Raw genomic sequence first — 21,123 nt, 5'->3', positions numbered from 1 at the left:
GGGCCAAAGTTTGCTTAGGTAAGGTAATGAGCTAACCTAAACACCGTGACCGAACTGTCCGAGGACGACCTCGCAGCCGTCAACACGCTGCGCGGTGCCGTGATGCGGCTCTCCCGCCGGCTGCGCCACCAGCGCGTCGACGAAACGCTCAGCCCGACCGAGATGTCGGTGCTGGGCACCCTGGCCCGCTGCGGGTCCGCCACCCCCGGCGAACTGGCCCGCAAGGAGCACGTCCAGCCGCCGTCGATGACCCGCATCGTGGCGATGCTGGAGGCCAAGGGCCTGGTCCGCAGGGAACCGCACCCCGAGGACCGCCGCCAGGTCGTGGTGAGCCGCACGGAACAGGCCGCGGCGATCCTCGCGGAGAGCCGCGACCGGCGGAACGCCTGGCTGGCCGAGCTCACCGAGGGCCTGTCCGAGGAGGAACGGGCGGTGCTCCGCCAGGCCGCCCCCGTACTGGAGAAGCTCGCCCACCTGTGACGGCACCTGTTCGGCCCGCCGCACCCGCACGATCCGATGGACCTGTACGACCTGATGGATCTGTACGACCCGATGAACGCAACGCACCCGTCGAAAGGGAGGCGAGACCCGATTGAGTTCGGCAGCCGGACCAGAAGCCGCAACCGAACCTGACCGTCCCGCGGAGCAGAAGACGGGCACTTTCAGCTCGCTCAAGGTCCGCAACTACCGGCTCTTCGCGACCGGCGCCGTGGTGTCCAACACCGGCACCTGGATGTCGCGGATCGCCCAGGACTGGCTGGTGCTCAGCATCACCGGCTCGTCCTTCGCGGTGGGCATCACCACCGCGCTCCAGTTCCTGCCGATGCTGCTCTTCGGCCTCTACGGCGGTGTCCTCGCCGACCGCTACCCCAAGCGGCAGATCCTGATCCTCACCCAGGCCGTCCTCGGCCTCCTCGGACTGCTGCTCGCCGGCCTCACCCTCAGCGGTGTCGTCCAGGTCTGGCACGTCTACACGATCGCGTTCCTGCTCGGCGTGGTCACCGTCGTGGACAACCCCACCCGGCAGACTTTCGTCGTGGAGATGGTCGGCCCCGACCACGTACGCAACGCCGTCTCGCTGAACTCCGCGAACTTCCAGTCCGCCCGCCTCGTCGGCCCCGCCGTCGCCGGTGTGCTGATCACCGCCGTGGGCAGCGGCTGGGCCTTCCTCTTCAACGGCCTGTCCTTCCTGGCCCCGCTCACCGGCCTGCTGCTGATGCGCACCTCGGAGCTGCACAAGATCGAACGCGCCCCCCGCGGCAAGGGCCAGCTCCGCGAGGGCCTGCGCTACGTGGCCGGCCGCCCCGAACTCATCTGGCCGATCGTCCTCGTCGGCTTCATCGGCACCTTCGGCTTCAACTTCCCGATCTGGCTCTCCGCCTTCGCCAACAAGGTCTTCTCCAGCGGCGCCGGCACCTACGGCCTGTTCAACACGCTGATGGCGGCCGGTTCCCTGATCGGCGCGCTGCTCGCCGCCCGCCGCAGCCGCACCCGGCTGCGCATGCTGGTCGCCACGGCCTGCGCCTTCGGCCTGCTGGAGGTCGTCGCCGCCGTCTCCCCGGTGTTCTGGCTCTTCGCGCTGCTGCTGATCCCGATCGGGATCTTCGGCATGACCTTCAACGCCACCGCCAACGCCTCCGTCCAGCTCGCCACCGACCCCGTCATGCGCGGCCGGGTGATGAGCCTGTACATGATGGTCTTCGTCGGCGGCACCCCGGTCGGCGGACCGGTCATGGGCTGGGTCACCGACACCTACGGCGCCCGCGTCGGCTTCCTCTCCGGCGGCCTGGTCTCCGCCGCCGCGGCCGTCGCCGTCGCCCTCGTACTGGCCCGGGTCGGCGGTCTGCGCCCGCAGCTCAACCTCCGCCGGGGCCGCGGCAAGGGCGAGCCTCTGCTCGCCTTCGTGCCCCGTGACGGCGCCTCCGGTGCGGCCGGTGCACCCGGTGGGCCCGGTGGTGCCGCCTCCGATGTCCCGATGGACGACAGCGCGGAGGACGGCGCGGCGGAAGACGGCCCCGCGGCGCGTACAGAGGCCGCTTCCGGTGACGAGCCGGGCCGCGAGGGCGAGCGGCCCGCCACGGACGGGGCGACGCCGCCCCAGGGCGAGGAGCCCGCACCCCGGCTCACCCCGGCCGTATGAGGCTGTTCGTCGCGGTACTGCCCCCGCGGGCCGCCGCCGACCAGCTCGCCGACGCGGTCGGCCCACTGCGCCGCCTGCCCGACGCCTCGGCGCTGCGCTGGACGACCTCGGAGAGCTGGCACTTCACCCTCGCCTTCCTCGGCGAGGTGCCCGAGCACGTCCGGCCGGAACTCCACGAACGCCTCGGCCGGGCCGCCGCCCGGCACGCCCCGTGCGAGCTGCGGCTGTCCGGCGGCGGCCGGTTCGGCGACCGCGCCCTGTGGACCGGGGCCGACGGCGAACTCACCGCGCTCGCCGCACTCGCCGACTCCGTACGCGCCGCTGCCCGCCGGGCCGGGGCGCCCGCCGACGAGGAACACGGCTTCCGCCCCCACCTGACCCTGGCCCGCACCCACCGGGGCCGCCCCGTCCGCCTGCGGCCCTTCGCCGACGCCCTCGCCGCGTTCCACGGCGCACCTTGGACGGCCGGCACCCTCTGTCTGGTCAGCAGCGCCCTGCCGCACTCCGGCACCCCGGGGGAGCAGCCCCGCTACACCACGGAATCGTCCTGGCCGCTCGGCCGGGCCCGCTGACCCTCGCGGCCCGGGGCCTCGCGGCCCGGACGCCGGACCGCAGCCCGGCCCACCCGCCGGGGCGGCGGCCGGGGACCGTTAACCTCGGGGTGTGGACCCCAAGACCCGTACCCGTGTGATGACCGCCGCCTTCGTCCTGATGCTCGTGGTGGTGGTCGTCGCCGCCGCGGTGCGCTGAACCGCGGCGGCGACGCGAGGACCACCGGATCCCGTGTCCGTCACCGGGATCGCGGGGCTTTCCGGGCCGGGGCGTCGGCTCGCCCGGCCCATGACCGCTCACAGCGGACGCATCACCAGGCGAACGCCTCGGGGGACGGCCCGGGGCCGGGGAAGATCTCGTCGAGCGCCGTCAGGAACTCCTCCGACAGCTCCAGCTCCACCGCGCGCAGCGCCGAGTCGAGCTGGTCCTGGGTGCGCGGGCCGACGATCGGGCCGGTCACGCCCGGACGGGTGAGCAGCCACGCCAGGCCGACGTCACCGGGCTGCAGACCGTGCTTGTCGCACAGGTCCTCGTAAGCCTGGATCTGGTCGCGCTGCTTGTCGTCCCGCAACGCGTCCGCGCTGCGCCCGCTGGTGGAACGCGACCCGCCGCCCTCGCGCTGCTTGCGCAGCGCGCCGCCGAGCAGACCGCCGTGCAGCGGCGACCAGGGGATCACGCCGAGACCGTAGTGCTGCGCCGCCGGGATGACCTCCATCTCGGCCCGCCGCTCCGCCAGGTTGTACAGGCACTGCTCGGTGATCAGCCCGAGCGAACCGCGCCGCGCCGCCGCCTCATTGGCCTGCGCGATGTGCCAGCCCGCGAAGTTGCTGGACCCGGCGTAGAGGATCTTGCCCTGCTGGACCAGGACGTCGATCGCCTGCCAGATCTCCTCCCACGGTGTCGCCCGGTCCACGTGGTGGAACTGGTAGACGTCGATGTAGTCGGTGCCCAGACGCTTCAGACTGGCCTCGACGGCGCGCCGGATGTTGAGCGCGCTGAGCTTGTCGTGATTGGGCCAGGGCGTCTCCTCGGTGCCCATGTGCCCGTACACCTTGGTGGCCAGCACCGTCTTGTCCCGACGGTCGCCGCCCTTGGCGAACCAGGTGCCGATGATCTCCTCGGTACGGCCCTTGTTCTCGCCCCAGCCGTAGACATTGGCGGTGTCGAAGTAGTTGACGCCCGCGGCGAGCGCGGCGTCCATGATCGCGTGGCTGTCCGCCTCGTCGGTCTGCGGACCGAAGTTCATCGTGCCGAGAACCAGGCGGCTGACCTTGAGGCCGGTGCGTCCGAGCTGTGTGTACTCCATACCCATCAGCCAAGCTCTTGGAGTGCGCTCGAATCAAGGGCCAATCGCCGGGCCCGCCCCGGCCCGGCGGGGCCGCGCGGAACGGCCGGCTCAGAACTCGTTGTAGGGCGCCCCGATGTCCCACGCCTGGTACATCGCGTCCACGAACGCCGCCGCCAATTTGTGCTCGCCCGCCGCATTGGGATGCGTGCCGTCGTACGTGTGGAGCTGGATGTCGTAACCGTCCGGCCGGGAGGCCAGCAGCAGCGGCGAGACCGGGGAGTCCAGCTCCGCGACCGCCTTGGCCATCAGTGTGTTCAGCTCCGCGCACTGGTCGGCGAAGCCCGGGTCCAGCTCCGCCCGGGTGTTGGGGATGACCGGCAGCAGCACCATCCGCAGTGCGGGCCCCTCCGCGCGGGCCGCCGCTATGAAGCGCTCCACATTCCGCGCGGTCTGCTCGGCGTCGGTGTAGAAACCGAGGTCGATCAGGCCCAGCGAGATCAGCAGCACGTCGGGGCGGTGCTCCCGCACGGCGTCACCGATCAGCGGCACCATGTGCTGCCAGCCCTCGCCCCAGCCCGCCAGATGGCGCCGGGCCTGGAGCGGGAAGGACGGGTCCGCGTAGTCCGAGGAGACCGCCGCGTCGGCCGTCCTGTCGTAGAGCGTGGTGCGCGGTCCGACCACCGTGAACGGCTGCGCCAGCTCGTTCAGGTGCCGCCACATGCGGTACCGCCAGGTGTAGTCGCCCGCGGCGCCCACGGTCATGGAGTCGCCGACGAAGAGGTAACGCATGCCGGGCATCATCCCCGACCGGCCGCCGACCAGGGACACTGGGGTCCATGCGTGCGTATCTCCCGACGGCCGCCGCGTGCGCCGCCCTCGCCCTGGCCTGCGGCGTCGCCGCCCCGGCCGCCGCCGACAGCGGCTCCAAGGTCGCCTTCACCATCAGCGACCCGCGGATCACCGAGTCCAGCGGCCTGGCCGCCAGCCGGATCCACCCCGGCATCTACTGGACGCACAACGACAGTGACGACGGCCCGTACGTCTACGCGGTCGACTCCGCCACCGGCAAGACCGTCGCCACGGTGACGATGCGCGGCATCAAACCGCGGGATGTGGAGGCGATATCCCTCGGCCCCGACGGTGACCTCTACGTCGGGGACATCGGCGACAATCTGGGCGGCAGCTGGCCCGAGGTGTGGATCTACCGCTTCCCCGAGCCCAAGCAGCTCCGCGACGCCACGGTCGACGTCACCCGCTACACCGTCCGTTACGACGCCGGGCCCCGCAACGCCGAGGCGCTGATGGTGCAGCCCAAGACCGGCCGGGTCTACATCGCCAGCAAGAACGAGGACGGCGGCGCCCTCTACGCCGGCCCCACCAAGCTCAGCGCCGGCGGTGTCAATGTCTTCCACCGCATCGCCGACGTCCCTTGGGTGACCGACGGCGCCTTCTCGCCGGACGGCACCCGCCTGGTGCTGCGCGGCTACTTCTGGGCCACCGGCTACCGCTGGGTCGACGGCGCCCCGCGCAAGATCGGCAGCCTCGACGTCCCGATGCAGCGGCAGGGCGAATCCGTCACCTTCACCACCGACGGCCGCGCGCTGATGTATGGCAGCGAGGGCAAGGACAGCGATGTCTGGCGCGCGCCGCTCAGCGGCGACGAACTGCCCGACAGTGCGGCCGCCACCGATTCCGGCTCCTCGGCGGACGGTTCCAAGTCCACCGGCGGTTCGACGGGATCGACCTCGGAGAAGGACTCCGACTCGCACAGCAACCGCAACAAGGTGGCCGGTATCGCCTTCCTCGCCGCCATCGGCGCCCTCGGTGTGGGCGCCCGCAGGCTGGCGCGTCGCAGCCGGGACCGGCGCCGGGACTGACCCGTGTCGCTCACCCGGTGAACGCGCGACCCCGGCCCTCCTGCTCGGCCGGGGTCGCGCCACCGCTGTGCGGGTCGTGCGGGGGAGCAGCGGTCAGAGCTGCCCGATGACGTAGTCGATGCACGCGGTCAGCGCCTCGACGTCCGCCGGGTCGACGGCGGTGAACATCGCCACCCGCAGCTGGTTGCGGCCCAGCTTGCGGTAGGGCTCGGTGTCCACGATGCCGTTGGCCCGCAGCACCTTCGCGACGGCCGCCGCGTCGATGCCGTCCTCGAAGTCGATGGTGCCGATGACCTGCGAGCGCTGCGCCGGGTCCGCGACGAACGGCGTCGCGAAGGACGCCTTCTCCGCCCACCCGTACAGCCGCGACGCCGAGTCGGCGGTGCGCTTGACCGCCCACTCCAGACCGCCCTGGCCGTTGATCCACTCCAGCTGCTCCTTGAGCAGGAAGAGCGTGGCGAGCGCCGGGGTGTTGTACGTCTGGTTCTTCACCGAGTTGTCGATCGCCGTCGGCAGGTCGAAGAACGCGGGGATGTGCCGGCCGGACGCGGCGACCGAGGCCGCGCGCTCCAGGGCGGCCGGGGAGAAGGCGGCGACCCACAGGCCGCCGTCCGCCGCGAAGTTCTTCTGCGGCGCGAAGTAGTAGACGTCCGTCTCGGTGATGTCGACCGGCAGGCCGCCGGCTCCCGAGGTGGCGTCCACCAGGACCAGGGCCCCGTCGTCCGCGCCCGCGACCCGGCGGATCGGGGCGGCGACACCGGTGGACGTCTCGTTGTGCGTGAAGGCGTAGACGTCCACGCCCGCCTCGGCGACCGGCTCCGGGTGCGTGCCCGGCTCCGACTTCACGATCGTCGGCTCCTGGAGCCACGGCGCGAGCTGCGCCGCCTTCGCGAACTTCGACGAGAACTCGCCGAAGGACAGGTGCTGCGACTTGCTGTCGATCAGCCCGTGGGTGGCGATGTCCCAGAACGCGGTCGAGCCGCCGTTCCCGAGCACCACCTCATAGCCGTCGGGCAGCGAGAAGAGCTGCTTGACGCCCTCACGGACCTGGCCCACCAGGTTCTTCACCGGCGCCTGCCGGTGGGAGGTGCCCAGCAGGGACGTGCCGGTGGCGGCGAGCGCCGCGAGCGCCTCCGTCCGCACCTTGGAGGGGCCCGCCCCGAATCGTCCGTCGGCGGGCTTGATGTCAGCGGGAATCTCGATATCGGCCACGATCGCAGCGTAGTGCGTCACAGGCGTGTTTCCGGGAGCGTTCCATCCGATGAGACGGCCCCCGGGACCTGCGGCGGCGCGCGGCCCCTGCGGCGCGCCGCACCGCCGGCGGGGCAAGCTGGGCACATGACGGCTGGTCTGGCACGGGATGTGCAGCGGGCACTGCGGGCGGCGGTACGCGGCGAGGTCGCCTTCGACCCGGGAGCACGCGCCCTCATGACGATGGACGCCTCGAACTACCGTCGCGTTCCGCTCGGCGTGGTCGCCCCGGCGGACGCCGAGGACGTGGCCGCGGCACTGGCAGTGTGCCGCGACCACGGGGTGCCGGTCGTGCCGCGCGGCGGCGGGACGTCCATCGCCGGGCAGGCCACCGGCATCGGGGTTGTCCTGGACTTCACCCGGCACATGAACCGCGTCGTCGCGATCGACGCGGACGCCCGCACCGCCCGCGTCCAGCCCGGCGTCGTCCTCGACGACCTGCGCGGGGCCGCCGCCGCGCACGGCCTCACCTTCGGCCCCGACCCCTCCACCCACAGCCGCTGCACCCTCGGCGGCATGATCGGCAACAACGCCTGCGGCTCGCACTCGGTGGCCTGGGGCACCACCGCGGACAATGTGCGAGCACTGGACGTCCTCACCTATCGCGGTGAACACGCCCGCCTCGGCGGCGCCGAAGCCGATCCGGCGTCCGCGGCGCCGGACGCCCTCCCGGCCCGGCTCCGGGACGGGCTGCGCGGCCTGGCCGACCGGCACCTGGCCCTGCTGCGCACCGGATTCCCCGAACTGCCGCGCCGCATCTCCGGTTACGCCCTGGATCGGCTGCTGCCCGAGCACGGCCGCGACGCCGCCCGGGCCTTCACCGGCAGCGAAGGCACCCTCGGCGTCCTCACCGAGGCGACCGTACGGCTGGTGTGCCCGCCCGCCGCGCGGGTGCTCGCGGTGCTCGGCTACCCCGACGAGAGCGCCGCCGCGGACGCCGCGCATCTCCTGCTGCCGCGAAGGCCGTTGACGGTCGAGGGAATGGCGGCCGACCTCGTCGGGGCGGCGGGTCGGTCGCTGCCCCGCGGCGGTGCCTGGCTGTTCGTCGAGGTCGGCGGCGACGACCCGGACGACGCGCTGGCCAGGGCCCGCGACCTGTGCCGTACTGCGGACGGCAGCACCGCGCACGAGGTCGTCGCGGACCCCGCCAGGCAGCGCGCCCTGTGGCGGATCAGGGAGGACGCCGCGGGCACCGCCACGCGCATGCCCGACGGCAGCGAGGCATGGCCGGGCTGGGAGGACTGCGCGGTCCCGCCGGCCCGGCTGGGCGGCTATCTCCGGGAATTCCGGGCCCTGTTGGCCGAGCACGGGCTGCGCGGCGCGCCCTACGGACACTTCGGCGATGGCTGCGTCCATGTCCGTATCGACTTCGACCTCAAGGAGCGGGCCGGGGTCGCCCGCTTCCGCCGGTTCTCCGAGGCCGCCGCCGACCTGGTGGTGTCGCACGGCGGTTCGCTCTCCGGCGAGCACGGCGACGGGCAGGCGCGCGCCGAACTGCTGCCGAAGATGTACGGACCGGAGATGATCGCACTCTTTTCAGATTTCAAGGACCTCTGGGATCCCGACCGCGGTCTGAATCCGGGGATGCTCGTGCGTCCCGGACTCATTGATAGCAACCTGCGCTTCGCCGCGCTGCCCCCGATTTCGGCCGGGCCGGTCGATGTCGAGTTCACCTATCCGGGTGACCGGGGAGATTTTCCGACCGCCGTCAGCCGCTGCGTCGGAGTCGCGAAATGCCGTACGACAGCGGCCGTTTCCGGCAGCGCGGGAAGCGCGGTGATGTGCCCGTCCTTCCGCGTCACCGGCGAGGAGAAGCACTCCACCCGCGGCCGGGCGCGGCTGCTGCACGAGATGCTGGCCGGCGAGGTGATCCGCGACGGATGGCGCTCGCGGGAGGTGCGGGACGCCCTCGACCTGTGCCTTTCCTGCAAGGGCTGCCGCAGCGACTGCCCCGTCGAGGTCGACATGGCCACGTACAAAGCGGAATTCCTGCACCACCACTACCGGCACCGGCCGCGGCCGCGCGCCCACTATGCGATGGGCTGGCTCCCGGTGTGGCTTCGGGCCGCCGCGCCACTCGCCCGGCCGCTCAACGCACTTGTCAGGTTCAGGCCGCTGGCCCGGCTCGTAAAACGTTTCGGCGGCGTCGCGGACGAACGCGCCATTCCCGAACTGGCATCCGAGACTTTCACTCGATGGTGGGAATCACGGGCCCTACCCGGCGGCGCGGGAACGCTCCCGGACGTCTTCCGGGACCGCGAATCCGCCGAATCCGAGGCCCGACCGGACCCGCGCCGCACCGTCGTCCTGTGGCCCGACACGTTCACCGACCACCTCTCGCCCGAGGTCGGCCGCGCCGCGGTCCGCGTCATGGAAGCCGCGGGACTGCGCGTCCTGATCCCGCCCGCGGCCGTCTGCTGCGGCCTGACCTGGGTGTCCACCGGCCAACTCGGCCACGCCAAGGCCGTGATGCGCCGTACCCTCGACCGGCTCGCGCCCGTACTCGACGCGGGTCTGCCGCTCGTCGTCCTCGAACCCAGCTGCGCCGCGGCCCTCCGCACCGACCTGCCGGAACTCCTCGGGCCCGACGAGCCGCGCGCCGCCGCACTCGCCGCCTCCGTCCGCACCTTCGCCGAGGCCCTGGAGCGGTACGCGCCGAACTGGACGCCACCGCGCCTGAACCGTACGGCCGTCGGCCAGACGCACTGCCACCAGCACGCCGTGCTCGGCGACGCCGCCGACCGCAGGCTGCGCGAACGCGCCGGGCTCACCGGGGAACTGACCGGCGGCTGCTGCGGCCTCGCGGGCAACTTCGGCTTCGAGGCCGGGCATTACGAGGTGTCCGTGGCCTGCGCGGAAGAGGCGCTGCTGCCCGCCGTACGGGCCGCGGCGCCCGGCGCGGCGGTGCTGGCGGACGGTTTCTCCTGCCGCACCCAGATCGCCCAGCTCGGCGACGGCGTGACGGCCCGGCACCTGGCCGAACTCCTCGCCGAGGGTCTGGACGGCGGCTCGGGCGGGGGCCCTGCCGAGGAACCGGCCGAGTACGCGGACGAGGGCCCGGACGGGGCGCCGGGTGGGGGACGGGAGAAGGAGCCCGGCGGGGCCGGGTGACGGGAGCGCGAAAAGGGCGCGGGGGACCGTCGACGGTCCCCCGCGCCCCACCGCTCACATACGGCGACCGTGCGCTCAGTGCACGATGCCCGCGTACCCCTCGATGTCCTGCGGCCCGCGCGAGCCGGGGCCGACGTAGCGTGCCGACGGCCTCACCAGGCGGCCGGTACGTTTCTGCTCCAGGATGTGGGCGGACCAGCCGGCGGTGCGGGCACAGGTGAACATCGAGGTGAACATGTGCGCCGGGACCTCCGCGAAGTCCAGCATGATCGCCGCCCAGAACTCGACGTTCGTGGCGAGCACCCGGTCGGGACGGCGGGCGTGCAGCTCGGCGAGGGCCGCCTTCTCCAGCGCCTCGGCGACCTCGTAGCGCGGCGCGCCCAGTTCACGGGCCGTCCGCCGCAGGACGCGCGCCCGCGGGTCCTCGGCGCGGTAGACGCGGTGGCCGAAGCCCATCAGACGCTCACCCTTGTCGAGGGCGGCCTTCACGTACGCCTCGGCGTCGCCGGTGCGCTCGATCTCCTCGATCATGCCGAGCACTCGGGACGGCGCGCCGCCGTGCAGCGGCCCGGACATGGCGCCGACCGCGCCGGACAGCGCCGCGGCGACGTCCGCGCCGGTCGAGGCGATGACGCGGGCGGTGAAGGTGGAGGCGTTCATGCCGTGTTCGGCCGCCGACGTCCAGTACGCGTCCACGGCGGCGACGTGCTTGGGGTCGGGCTCGCCGCGCCAGCGGATCATGAACCGCTCGGTGATGGAGTGCGCCTTGTCGATCTCCTTCTGCGGCACCATGGGCAGCCCCTGGCCGCGCGCGGACTGGGCGACGTACGACAGCGCCATCACGGCCGCCCGCGCGAGGTCGTCGCGCGCCTCCTCCGCGTCGATGTCCAGCAGCGGCTTGAGGCCCCACACGGGGGCGAGCATCGCCAGCGCCGACTGCACGTCGACCCGGATGTCGCCGGAGTGCACCGGGATGGGGAAGGGCTCGGCGGGCGGCAGACCGGGGTTGAACTTCCCGTCGACCAGCAGGCCCCACACGTTCCCGAAGGACACATGGCCGACCAGATCCTCGATGTCGACACCGCGGTAGCGCAGCGAACCGCCTTCCTTGTCGGGCTCGGCGATCTCCGTTTCGAACGCGATGACTCCCTCGAGTCCGGGTACGAAGTCGGACATGAGGCGGCTCCTCTTGATGATCTCGACAGTGCGGTGGTGCGGCAGTGCCTGATGAGTGGAACGGGCGGTGCCCAGGGGTGCGCGGGCAGGGGGGTGCCGGACGGGCCGACCCCTCGGTCATGCCCCGCGGCGGCGGATGTCACCCTGCTCCATCCGGGGCCGCGGCGGACCGGACAATTCTGCTGGCTGCCGGACACGGCGGACAGGGTGAGTTCCGGCACATTCGCCGGTCCGGCCGCCCTGCGGCGCGGTCCTGCAAGATGTGGTCGTGCGACAACCAGATGACACGCCCCAGGAATCGGCACCTCAGGAGCCGGCCGCGACGGCGCCCGCCGATCCGGCCGCGGCACCTGCGGACCCCGCCGCGATGCGCGAGCAGTACCGCTCCGGCGGGCTGACCGAACCGGAGCTGGCGGCCGATCCCTACGCGCAGTTCGCCCGCTGGTTCGCGGACGCCGTACGGGCCCGTGACGAGGGCGCGCTCGCCGAACCCAACGCCATGGTGGTGTCCACGGCAGCACCCGACGGTGCGCCCAGCTCCCGTACGGTGCTGCTCAAGGGTTATGACCAGCGCGGATTCGTTTTCTTCAGCAATTACGCGTCGAAAAAGGGCCGCGAACTGGCCGCCAACCCGCAGGTGTCGCTGCTCTTCCCGTGGCATCCGATCGCCCGCCAGGTGATCGTCGGCGGTACGGCGGTCCGCGTGCCGGCGGAGGAGACCGAGGCGTACTTCCACAGCCGCCCGTACGGCTCGCAAGTAGGCGCCTGGGCGAGCGAGCAGTCCGCAGAGGTGGCCTCGCGGGAGGTGCTGGAGCGGCGGTACGAGGAGCTGCGCGCCCGCTGGCCGGAGGGCACCACCGTGCCCGTACCGCCCTTCTGGGGCGGCTTCCGGGTCGAGCCGCGGAGCGTCGAATTCTGGCAGGGGCGGGAGAACCGGCTGCACGACCGGCTGCGCTACACGCACGGCCCGGACGGCGGGTGGGACGTCGTACGCCTGGCGCCCTGAGAGCACGGCGCCTTGGCCGGTACACAGGGCGGCGGCTTACCCGGCGCCTTAGGCGGCGGGAAACGCGAACGACCCGCGGGCTGCTCCCCGGAGCCAATGGCTCCGGGCACCGGCCGGACAAGTCCGACGAGCCCGCGGGTCGGGTGAACTGCGTGGGATTGGCGCGCATCGCGCACGCCCAGTGCGCGGTACTAGCCCGCAGTCACCTCACGTGTCCGAGTGCAACTCATGCTTCAGACCACCTCCCTTCGTGTGTCCAGCCACAGTAAGAAGCGCTCCGGAACCGCACAACTGATTTATCGAAATCTCGTGTGACGCAGCCCACACCGGAGTTGAATGGTGTGTCGTGCAGCCTTTCGACGCGCAATCAAAGCCGCTCGATGACGGCGGCAGTGGCGGCAATGGTGGTGGCGAGAGCCACGGGAGCCAGGGGGCGGGCAGCGGCATTCCCCCTGGTGGGGCGGGTGACGGCCCCGAGGAGCACACGGGACACGAGGGCGACGGGCATCTGCTCGCGGCGCTGCTCGACGGCATGGAGGCCGGCCTGTGCGCCTTCGACCGCCAAGGTGTGATCACGCACTGGAATTCCGAAGCCGTCCGGATACTGGGCTGGACCGCGCAGGACGCGATCGGCAGGGCCGGATTCGCCGGCTGGGCGGCACGCTCGGCCGACGCCCGGGAGGTCGAGGAACGCCTGCTCGCCACCATGGACGGCCCCGGCCGCCAGGTGCACGAATTCGCGCTCGTCACCAAGGACGGCCGCCGGGTGCTCGTCCGCACCCAGTCCGCCGCCGTCCAGGGCCCCGACGGGCGGCCCAGCGGTGTCTACTGCGCCTTCTCCGAGGTACACGCGCAGATCGACCTCGAACGGTCGATCGCGCTCAGCGAGGTGCTGTTCACCGACGCATCCTGGGGCGTCGTGCTGATCGACGCCGATCTGCGCCCCGCCGTGGTCAACGCGCACGCCGCCCGCCTGCTGCGCACCGGCCGTGACGCGCTGCTGGGCAGGCCGCTGGGCGATCTGCTCACCCAGGGCGTGGAAGAGCTGGAGAACGCGCTGCAGCACGTCCTGTCCGAAGGGGCGCCGCCCACCACCGCCGACCTGTGGGTGACCCTGCGGGGCGACGCGAGCGGTACGCGGCGCTGCTGGCGCAGCGGTTTCGTCCGACTGGGGTCGCCGCTCGGCGAGGAACCCGTACCCCTGGGTGTGGGCTGGCTCTTCCTTGACATCACCCGGCAGAAGGCGCTGGAGAAGGACGGCGCACAGGTCCGCTTCCGCTACCAGCAGCTGCACCGGGCCGACCGGGCCGCCGCCGAGTGCGAGAGCGCCCTGGAAGCCGCCACCTTGCAGCTGGATTTCGCGCTGGCGGGCTTCGCCGACCACGCCCTGCTCGACATCGCCGACGACGCCGGGCGGCTGATCCGGATCGCCGAGACGCCCGTCGGCGAACCGGGCCCGGCCGCGGCGGTCGAGGAGAATTCCATCCCGGTCGGCTACGACATCGCCCACCCCGTGCTCCAGGCCGTGGAGCGGATCGGCACCGTACGCGCCAGCTTCGGTCCGACGACCGGGGACGCCGCCCTGACCGCCGAGGAGTCGGCGTCCAGGGCCCGGATCGACGAATGGGCCGCCGCGAGGCGCTGGCCGGCGGGGACCGTGCACGGCCTGGCCACGGTGCTGCGCAGCCGCGGCCGTACGGTCGGCGCGCTCACCTTCCTGCGCGGCTCGGGACGCAGGCTCTTCGACCGGGCGGACGCGGCGTACGCGGAGGACGTCGCGGCGCGCGTCGCCATGGCGCTGGACCTGGCGGGGCTGACCGGGGACCGCTGAACGGGATCTGTCGCCGGGATCGACCTAAGGACGCGCGCCCGCTCATGAGGTGCGCGCCCGCCGTTTTCCGCCGCAATATGCGGCGCTCAGTGGCGGAAGAAAATCCGGTCCCGGTACTCCTCGAAGATCCGGCCGTTCCAGTCGTGACCGCCGTCGACATTGCCCGAGCGCAGCATGGGCGGGGTGATGCCGCGGGCGGCGAGACCGGTGGCCGCGGTCGCCACAACAGCTTGCATCAGGGCGCTGATGACGACGGTGGACGCGGGCGCGAAGGGCGCGGGGATGGCCTCATCGGTCAGCTCGGCGTCGCCGACCGCGATCTTGGAATCGAGGACGATGTCGCAGTGGTCCTTGAGGAAGGTGCCGGACGCGTGCCGCGATTTGGTCTCCTTCGCGTACGCGACCGATGTGACGCCGATCACGGTGAGGCCGAGCGCGCGGGCGTTCTGCGCCATCTCCACGGGCAGCGCGTTGCGCCCGGACAGCGAGATCACGATCAGGACGTCACCGGGCCGCACCGGGCTGGTGTCCAGGACGGCGCCCGCGAGCCCGTCGACCCGCTCCAGGGCGCTGCCCAAGGTGGCCGGCATCACGTCCACGCCGACCACGCCGGGCACGGCCAGCAAATTGATCAGCGCGAGGCCGCCGGCCCGGTAGACCACGTCCTGAGCAGGCAGGGAGGAGTGTCCCGCGCCGAACACGAACACCCGCCCGTCGGCGGCGATGGCGTCGCCGATGGCGTCCGCGGCGGCCTGGATCCCGGCGGCCTCCTCGTCCCTGATCCGGTGCAGCAAGGTGATCGCGGCGTCGAAGTAACGGTCGGCCAGGGACTCGCGGGGCTCACTCATGCGGATCACCGTGCGGCCCCCGCGAGTCCGTGTCAAGAAAGGGCGAGCAACGGATCGGGGACCGTTGTCGGCGCTATGCGTCAGAATTGAGTCAGGGCCACGCACGAACAAACGAGGGGCGCGCATGTCCGGATTGATCGACACGACGGAGATGTATCTCCGCACCATCCTGGAACTGGAGGAGGAGGGTGTGGTCCCCATGCGCGCCCGAATCGCCGAGCGGCTCGACCAGAGCGGCCCGACGGTCTCCCAGACGGTGGCGCGGATGGAGCGCGACGGGCTGCTGCACGTCGCCAACGACCGGCACCTTGAGCTGACCGACGAGGGGCGCCGCACCGCCACTCGCGTGATGCGCAAGCACCGCATCGCCGAATGCCTGCTGGTCGACGTGATCGGCCTGGAATGGGAGCAGGTGCACGCGGAGGCGTGCCGCTGGGAGCACGTGATGAGCGAGGCGGTGGAACGCCGGGTGCTCGAGCTGCTGCGGCACCCGACCGAGTCGCCGTACGGGAACCCGATCCCGGGCCTGGAGGAGCTGGGCGAGAAGGGCGAGGCCGATCCTTTCCTGGAGGACGGCATGGTCAGTCTCAACGAGCTGGCGCCCGGTTCCGCCGGGGCGAGCGTCGTGGTGCGCAGGATCGGCGAGCCGATCCAGACGGACGCCCAGGTGATGTACACGCTGCGGCGGGCCGGTGTGCAGCCGGGCGCCGTGGTGAGCGTGACGGTGTCGGCCGGCGGGGTGCTGGTCGGCAGCGGCGGCGAGGCGGCCGAGCTGGACTCCGAGATCGCCTCGCACGTCTTCGTCGCCAAGCGGTAGGCCGCGGGCCCCGCGCCCGCGCGGTGGGCCCCCGGGCCCACCGTCGCCGTGCCATGCCCTGGAACGGGTGAGGGCCCCGGCGCCGTCCCAACGGCGCCGGGGCCCCTCTCCTCCCCCTCTGTCCCTCCCCAAGGACTCCCCGAAGCACCCAGGACCCCGAGCTTCCCGAGTGCCTCCCGCGACCCGCTTCCCCTGCGTGCCGCGCCCCGCAGAAGTCCTCCCCTCGGCCCGCCCGGCCAATCCTTGAGCGTTGTCACTCGAAAGAGCGGTGTTGGGCGCGTGAAGCGCTTGTTCGAATAAAAGTTCGATAGCGTGGGGTCGTGAAGGAGCCGGTGCGTACGAGCGCGCCGGCCGGACCGGGACACGACGGCTACGGGAGGGGGTGCGGCACATGAACCGGCATGCGGATCGGCACACAGCACAGCACACGGCACGGCGCACCGAGGTGACCGGCGCGGGCGGCGTCCGCCTCGCCGCCTGGGACTATGCGGCCGGCGTCACGACCGGAGCCGCCGGCCCGGGACCCGGCGGCAGGCGGCCGGGTGTCCTCCTGCTGCACGGCCTGCTCGGCCGCGCTTCGCACTGGGCGCCGACCGCCCGCCGGCTGTCCCCGCGCTACCGCACGATCGCGCTGGACCAGCGCGGACACGGCCGCAGCGGCAAGCCGGAGGGGCCGTACGCCCCGGACGCGTACGCCGCCGACGCCATCGCCGCGATCGAACAGCTCGATCTCGCCCCTGTCACCCTCATCGGCCACTCCATGGGGGCGCTCACCGCCTGGCAGTGCGCCGTGAGCCGCCCGGACCTGGTGGCGGCGGTGGTCATCTGCGACATGCGGGCGTCGGCGCTCGGCGCGGCCGGGCAGCGTGAGTGGGAGGACTGGACGCGCTCCTGGCCGGTGCCCTTCGACACCCTCGCCGACGCGCGGCGGTGGTTCGGCGCCGAGGACCCGTGGGCGGATCCGCCGAATCCGGTCAGGGGCGACTTCTTCGCGGAGGTCATGGAGGAGCGGGACGACGGCTGGCACCCGCACTACGCCCCGCGCCATCTGCTGCGCTCCCGTGACCCCTGGATACGTGACGCCCACTGGGACGAACTGGCGCAGGTCGCCTGCCCCGCCCTCGTCGTCCGCGGACTGGACGGCGAACTGGGGCGCGCGGAGGCCCAGGAGATGGTCCGGGTACTGCCGCGCGGCAGCTACGCGGAGATCCCGGACGCCGGCCATCTCGTCCCGTGGGACCAGCCCGAGGCGTGGTACGCGGCGGTCGAGGACTTTCTGCGGCGGGCAGTGGTGGAGCCGCAGGCGGCAGGGTCGGCCGAGAGCTGCTGACGGCGGGTCAGTACCGGGCGGGCCGGGGCGCGTCGGCAGGGGCACGTCGGGCCGGGGCGGGCTGACGGCGGGTCAGGAGGTGGCGCGGGAGCCGTATCCGGGAGAGGCGAGGCGCCGCGGGTAGTAGCCGGGGTTCGGGGCCTGCGCGGGGCTGGCGGTGCCGGTCAGGCGGTAGCGCTCGCCGGTCGCGGTGGCGCGCAGGACGGTGCCCGCGAGCAGGACGAAGGCGCCGCCGACGATCGCGGGCAGGACGGGGGAGGCGTCCGTACGGTCGCTGAAGGCGGGGGCGGCCAGGCCCGACGGGTCCTGCGTCACGGTGACGTGCTTGCCGACCTTCGGCCGGCCGCAGCGGATCTCGCGGTCCACGGCGGCTCCGCTGTCCAGCCGGACCCGGCACGCGTCCCAGGACGTCCGCAGCGTCGTGCGGTGCGTGTAGCCGGTGATCACACCGGAGGACACCTCGCCGCGGGCCGCGAACAGGGCGTTGGAGACGGCGAAACCGCCCGCGATCATGCAGAAGAGCAGAAGGAGGAAACCGCACAGGACCTGACCGAAGGAGCCGTGCAGCCAGTACAGCGTCAGCACCATCGTGATCGAGGAGGCCACCACGACGAGCGCGACACCCGCCACCGCGAAGCTGCCCGCGTAGGTCGCGTGAGCCCAGCCGATCGAGACCCCGGCGGTGGACACGACGGTGAACAGCAGCGTGACGGCACCACGGGCCCAGGCGGCGCCACGGGTCGGGGCACCGATACGGCCCGCCTCCCACACGCGGGCGAACCCGGTGGGGCGCCCGGCCGGCCCGGGTGCGGGGTCCGTCACCGGTCCGCCTGCTGCGGCAGCGCGGTCCCGGCATCGGTCCCGGCATCGGCCCCGGACCCGGTGCCGGCCGTCGGGGCGGCATCCGCCTCGGCGTCGGGGTCCGCGAAGCTGACGCTGCGCAGGATGGCCATGGTCATCTCGCTGAATTCGCCCCAGTAGTTGATGGCCGCGGTGTCCAGGGTGAAGACGGCGGTGTAGGGGCCGGTGGGGAACGGCACGTACACCTGGATCTGGCCCATCTGGAGCTTGGCCTCCTCACCGCTGGCGGTGAGTTCGGCGCCGATGACGTACTCGCGCAGCGTCACGCAGGAGACGGCGGGGCCGCAGGGCAGGTCGATCCAGCGGGCGTCATTGGTCTCCTCGCGGACCAGGATCTCCCGGATGCCGAGGGCGGCGACCTCGGGGGAGGGGTGGTCGGAGGCGATCGCGGCGACGGTGAAGGAGCAGTGGGCTATGCCCTCGTCGATCGAGAACAGGCCCATCGCGGAGTAGGCGAGGCCCTGGTCGCCCATCGCCTCGCCGAGCATCGCGTAGTACGGGGCGGCGGGCGTCCACAGGTCGTCGCTGCCCTCCGGGTACAGGTCGCGGACGAACGTCTCGGCGAGCGCGGCGCGTTCCTCGGGGGTGGCCGCGATCGGCAGCCCGTGGAAGGACTCGGGGACGACGAAGTTCAGCGGGGGTACGTCGCTGGCCTCGAAGGCGAGCAGCGCCGTACCGGCGTCCTGCGCTGTACCGGTGTCCTGCGTCGTGCCGGCGTCCTGTGCCGGGTCGGACGACGACGCGTCGGGGGTGACGGCTTCGGAAGGAGGAGTGCTCATGGGTGGGATCGCCTAGTGGTGGTGGAGGTCTGCGGTCTGCGTTCTGTGGCCGGCCGGGAAGGAGCGGACGCGAACGGCCCGGATCAGAGGTCGCCGGGCTGCGGACGGGCCGCCTCGCCGGTCTCGCCCATCAGGATCGAGTGGGTCTCGAACAGCCCCTTGCCGACCTTCGCCGGGACCTGGGCCTCGGCCAGGACGATGCCGCTGGCCAGCCGGAAGAGCTTCGGCGGCTGTGCGGTGGCGGGCAGTTCGCCGACGAAACGGGCCAGGCGTTCGCGCTGCCCCGCGGTCAGTTCGGACTCCGGCAGCAGCTTGCGGCGCTCGGCCAGCACTCCGGCGAACTTGTCGGCGGCGCCGGTGGACAGCCGTACCCAGGAGCCGTCGGTGAAGGTGACCCGCACATCGTGCCCGCCCTCGCTGAACGCCAGTTGCTCGGCGCCGGCCACCGTGTCCCGGGGGGTCTCCCACAGCACGGTGGCGGACGCGGTCAGATCGGGGCCGATGCCCAGCAGCAGGAAGCGGCGCTCGGTGACGACCGCGTCGACCCGGGTGTGCTCCGGGCTGCGGCCGGGGTCCAGCTGCCACGGCACGGTACGGGCCACGGTCCCGGTCGCGGCCCACATCACCGGGAAGTCCTCGGACTCGTTGGCCGGGTCCTGCGGCTTCGACCGGGACGCGCCGCCGACCTGCACCGCGTTGCCGCCGGTCACCGCCTCGACGGCGACCCGCGCCGCGGTGACGATGCCGCCGAGGAGTCCGCCGCCGACCCGGTCCACCTTCTGCGTCGCCTTCGAATGCAGGGTGTACGCGGGGCCGGCGGGCCAGCCGGGCAGTTCCGCCTGGATGTCGCGGCGGTCGGTGTCCCTGAACCACCGCGAGCCCAGCACCGGATGGGCGTAACCGGTGGCGAAGCGGATCGGCGTCCGTACCAGGGTGGATTCGTCCGCGTCCGGATACCAGTCCATCGTCGTGCGCCTTTCCTCTGCCGCTTCCTGCGGGCTCGTCGAACGGGTGCGGGTCAGTGGGCGGTGGCCGCCTGGTTGAAGCGGTCGCCGAGGTGGACGGCGTCGCCGATGTGCTGGGGGATCGAGTACAGCTTCGGCGCGAGCTTGAGCCCGGCGTCGATGGCGCGGCCCGCGTTGCTCATCGCGTCGATCGCCACCCGGCCGCCGGTGATGGTTTTGATGCCCTTGGTGCCGATCAACTGGCCGCCGTGGTAGAGCTGCTCGGAAACCATCTGCATACGGTTGATAATCTTGCCGTCCGAGATGATCTTTCCGGCGGTCTTGAAGCCGCCGAACTCCAGCTTGACGTTCCCGAAGAGTTTTATCTGCTTGCCGCCGGCGATGAATTCGCCCGCCTTGCCGACGAAGTTCCGGCCGATGGTGGTGACGCCGCGGAATCCCTCGCCGAGTTCGGCGGCGCGGGTGGCGGCGATCGCGCCGTCGGCCACCTTGGCGCCCTTGGAGAAGGCGCCGATGCCGGGTATCGCGCCGAGTGCGTCGAAGCCGATGCTCATCCAGCTCACGTCGGCGCCGGCGGCCTTGGCGATCAGATGGGTGATCAGCGCGGCGGCGCTGGTGACGACGGCCGCGGCGGCGAAGATCGCGCCGAGCGGCTCGAACGGGGCCGTGATGATCGCCAGGACACCGAGGATGCCGCTGAGGTCGCTGAGGAGGTCGCCGATGAGTTTGATGAGGTCGGCGTGGTCCTTGACCCATTGGACGGTGTCGTTCCAGGCGTCTTCGATGCCGTGGACCATGCGGCTGAACAGGCCGGGTTTGTCGGGGGCGATGTCGCCGGCTTTGTCGAGGTCGTGGCTGATGGCGTTGGCGGCGTTGGTGAAGCGGTTGTGGAGTTCTTCGGCGCGGTGGCGTACGCCGTCCAAGGCGTTGTTGGCGTCGGTGACGGCCTGCTGTTTCTTCTTGGCCTCGGCTGCGGCGTGGGGGTCCGGGTTGGGGGACGCCTCGGGTTGCGGGTGCGGGGCGCCGTCGTCCGGCGGGATGCCGGCGGCGGTTTTGGCGTGGTCGAGGGTGCCTTGTTTGGTGGCGGCTTCGCGTTCGAGTGCGTCGGCTTCGTCCTGGAAGCCGTGGAGTTGGTCGGCCCAGCGGCCCAGTGCGCTGGAGGCGCGGCCGAAGGAGTCGTGTGCCTTTTTGATCAGCGGGGTGACGTCGCTGTCGATGTGGGAGATGAAGGCTTTGGCGGCCTCGCCCTTCCAGTAGCCGCAGTCCAGCCGGTCCAGCTCGGAGACGGTGG

General features: G+C 72.2%; 18 protein-coding genes. 9 read left to right on the top strand and 9 right to left on the bottom strand.

Annotation, left to right across the window (positions count from 1 at the left end; translation table 11 throughout):
- Positions 1–102 precede the first annotated feature (102 nt).
- The 3 genes from BM076_RS22440 (at position 103) to thpR (ending at position 2,712) form a co-directional block, all read left to right on the top strand.
- The gene (locus tag BM076_RS22440) at positions 103–480 is read left to right on the top strand and encodes a MarR family winged helix-turn-helix transcriptional regulator (RefSeq protein ID WP_093715618.1); all 378 of its coding nucleotides are present in this window, start codon (positions 103–105) and stop codon (positions 478–480) included.
- Between the two features lie 112 nt (positions 481–592).
- A complete protein-coding gene (locus tag BM076_RS22435; protein WP_265737109.1) occupies positions 593–2,140 on the top strand; it encodes an MFS transporter in 1,548 nt (515 codons plus the stop codon).
- Positions 2,137–2,712, top strand: coding sequence for an RNA 2',3'-cyclic phosphodiesterase (gene thpR, locus BM076_RS22430; protein ID WP_093715469.1), 576 nt, complete (start codon positions 2,137–2,139; stop codon positions 2,710–2,712). The genes BM076_RS22435 and thpR overlap by 4 nt, the downstream gene beginning before the upstream one ends.
- Positions 2,713–3,002: 290 nt before the next feature.
- Here thpR and BM076_RS22425 read toward each other — a convergent pair whose 3' ends face one another.
- Together BM076_RS22425 and BM076_RS22420 are read right to left on the bottom strand one after the other, a co-directional pair.
- Positions 3,003–3,998 (bottom strand): aldo/keto reductase, encoded by a 996-nt coding sequence (locus BM076_RS22425; protein ID WP_093715468.1) that lies wholly within the window; start codon positions 3,996–3,998, stop codon positions 3,003–3,005.
- A 90-nt stretch (positions 3,999–4,088) separates the two neighbouring features.
- Complete coding sequence (locus tag BM076_RS22420; protein WP_177246560.1) at positions 4,089–4,769, bottom strand: GDSL-type esterase/lipase family protein; 681 nt, start codon at positions 4,767–4,769, stop codon at positions 4,089–4,091.
- A 47-nt stretch (positions 4,770–4,816) separates the two neighbouring features.
- Between BM076_RS22420 and BM076_RS22415 the strand changes: the two genes are divergently transcribed.
- Complete coding sequence (locus tag BM076_RS22415) at positions 4,817–5,857, top strand: SdiA-regulated/phytase-like domain-containing protein (RefSeq protein ID WP_093715466.1); 1,041 nt, start codon at positions 4,817–4,819, stop codon at positions 5,855–5,857.
- Positions 5,858–5,950: 93 nt separating this feature from the next.
- On the opposite strand, the gene serC is transcribed toward BM076_RS22415, so the two are convergent.
- Positions 5,951–7,069, bottom strand: a complete 1,119-nt coding sequence (gene serC / locus BM076_RS22410; protein WP_093715617.1) for a phosphoserine transaminase — start codon at positions 7,067–7,069, stop codon at positions 5,951–5,953.
- A 126-nt stretch (positions 7,070–7,195) separates the two neighbouring features.
- On the opposite strand from serC, the gene BM076_RS22405 reads away from it, so the two are divergent.
- Positions 7,196–10,219, top strand: coding sequence for an FAD-binding and (Fe-S)-binding domain-containing protein (locus BM076_RS22405; protein ID WP_245796226.1), 3,024 nt, complete (start codon positions 7,196–7,198; stop codon positions 10,217–10,219).
- A 75-nt stretch (positions 10,220–10,294) separates the two neighbouring features.
- Here the strand turns inward: BM076_RS22405 and BM076_RS22400 are convergent, their stop codons facing one another.
- Entirely contained in the window at positions 10,295–11,395 is a 1,101-nt protein-coding gene (locus tag BM076_RS22400) for a citrate synthase 2 (RefSeq protein WP_093715465.1), read from the bottom strand.
- 367 nt (positions 11,396–11,762) lie between these two features.
- Here BM076_RS22400 and pdxH point away from each other — a divergent pair, with 367 nt between their 5' ends.
- Together pdxH and BM076_RS22390 are read left to right on the top strand one after the other, a co-directional pair.
- Entirely contained in the window at positions 11,763–12,401 is a 639-nt protein-coding gene (gene pdxH / locus BM076_RS22395; RefSeq protein WP_093715464.1) for a pyridoxamine 5'-phosphate oxidase, read from the top strand.
- A 346-nt stretch (positions 12,402–12,747) separates the two neighbouring features.
- On the top strand, positions 12,748–14,232 hold the full coding sequence (locus BM076_RS22390) for a PAS domain-containing protein (RefSeq protein WP_407640691.1): 1,485 nt from the start codon (positions 12,748–12,750) through the stop codon (positions 14,230–14,232).
- Positions 14,233–14,318: 86 nt separating this feature from the next.
- Here BM076_RS22390 and BM076_RS22385 read toward each other — a convergent pair whose 3' ends face one another.
- Positions 14,319–15,080 (bottom strand): SIS domain-containing protein, encoded by a 762-nt coding sequence (locus tag BM076_RS22385; RefSeq protein ID WP_093715462.1) that lies wholly within the window; start codon positions 15,078–15,080, stop codon positions 14,319–14,321.
- Between the two features lie 124 nt (positions 15,081–15,204).
- Between BM076_RS22385 and BM076_RS22380 the strand changes: the two genes are divergently transcribed.
- Complete coding sequence (locus tag BM076_RS22380) at positions 15,205–15,897, top strand: metal-dependent transcriptional regulator (protein WP_093715461.1); 693 nt, start codon at positions 15,205–15,207, stop codon at positions 15,895–15,897.
- A 391-nt stretch (positions 15,898–16,288) separates the two neighbouring features.
- Entirely contained in the window at positions 16,289–17,227 is a 939-nt protein-coding gene (locus tag BM076_RS22375; protein ID WP_093715460.1) for an alpha/beta fold hydrolase, read from the top strand.
- Between the two features lie 72 nt (positions 17,228–17,299).
- On the opposite strand, the gene BM076_RS22370 is transcribed toward BM076_RS22375, so the two are convergent.
- The 4 genes from BM076_RS22370 to BM076_RS36745 all read right to left on the bottom strand — a co-directional run.
- The gene (locus BM076_RS22370; protein ID WP_093715459.1) at positions 17,300–18,049 is read right to left on the bottom strand and encodes a hypothetical protein; all 750 of its coding nucleotides are present in this window, start codon (positions 18,047–18,049) and stop codon (positions 17,300–17,302) included.
- Entirely contained in the window at positions 18,046–18,867 is an 822-nt protein-coding gene (locus BM076_RS22365; RefSeq protein WP_177246559.1) for a hypothetical protein, read from the bottom strand. The genes BM076_RS22370 and BM076_RS22365 overlap by 4 nt, the downstream gene beginning before the upstream one ends.
- Positions 18,868–18,950: 83 nt before the next feature.
- Entirely contained in the window at positions 18,951–19,832 is an 882-nt protein-coding gene (locus BM076_RS22360; protein WP_093715458.1) for a hypothetical protein, read from the bottom strand.
- 53 nt (positions 19,833–19,885) lie between these two features.
- Positions 19,886–21,123, bottom strand: a 1,238-nt coding sequence (locus tag BM076_RS36745) for a hypothetical protein (protein ID WP_093715457.1), incomplete at its 5' end; no start/stop codon positions are given.

Origin of the sequence: Actinacidiphila alni (genome assembly GCF_900112845.1) — a bacterium.
GTDB lineage: Bacteria > Actinomycetota > Actinomycetes > Streptomycetales > Streptomycetaceae > Actinacidiphila > Actinacidiphila alni.
This window is presented reverse-complemented; position numbering and strand designations above follow the sequence as displayed.

Coding starts and splice junctions, on each gene's coding strand:
- BM076_RS22425 (WP_093715468.1), bottom strand. CDS start 3,998: ATGGAGTACACACAGCTCGGACGCACCGGCCTCAAGGTCAGCCGCCTG.
- BM076_RS22375 (WP_093715460.1), top strand. CDS start 16,289: ATGAACCGGCATGCGGATCGGCACACAGCACAGCACACGGCACGGCGC.
- BM076_RS22440 (WP_093715618.1), top strand. CDS start 103: ATGCGGCTCTCCCGCCGGCTGCGCCACCAGCGCGTCGACGAAACGCTC.
- pdxH (WP_093715464.1), top strand. CDS start 11,763: ATGCGCGAGCAGTACCGCTCCGGCGGGCTGACCGAACCGGAGCTGGCG.
- BM076_RS22385 (WP_093715462.1), bottom strand. CDS start 15,080: ATGAGTGAGCCCCGCGAGTCCCTGGCCGACCGTTACTTCGACGCCGCG.
- BM076_RS22360 (WP_093715458.1), bottom strand. CDS start 19,832: ATGGACTGGTATCCGGACGCGGACGAATCCACCCTGGTACGGACGCCG.
- BM076_RS22365 (WP_177246559.1), bottom strand. CDS start 18,867: ATGAGCACTCCTCCTTCCGAAGCCGTCACCCCCGACGCGTCGTCGTCC.
- BM076_RS22405 (WP_245796226.1), top strand. CDS start 7,196: ATGACGGCTGGTCTGGCACGGGATGTGCAGCGGGCACTGCGGGCGGCG.
- BM076_RS22400 (WP_093715465.1), bottom strand. CDS start 11,395: ATGTCCGACTTCGTACCCGGACTCGAGGGAGTCATCGCGTTCGAAACG.
- thpR (WP_093715469.1), top strand. CDS start 2,137: ATGAGGCTGTTCGTCGCGGTACTGCCCCCGCGGGCCGCCGCCGACCAG.
- BM076_RS22420 (WP_177246560.1), bottom strand. CDS start 4,769: ATGCGTTACCTCTTCGTCGGCGACTCCATGACCGTGGGCGCCGCGGGC.
- BM076_RS22380 (WP_093715461.1), top strand. CDS start 15,205: ATGTCCGGATTGATCGACACGACGGAGATGTATCTCCGCACCATCCTG.
- BM076_RS22415 (WP_093715466.1), top strand. CDS start 4,817: ATGCGTGCGTATCTCCCGACGGCCGCCGCGTGCGCCGCCCTCGCCCTG.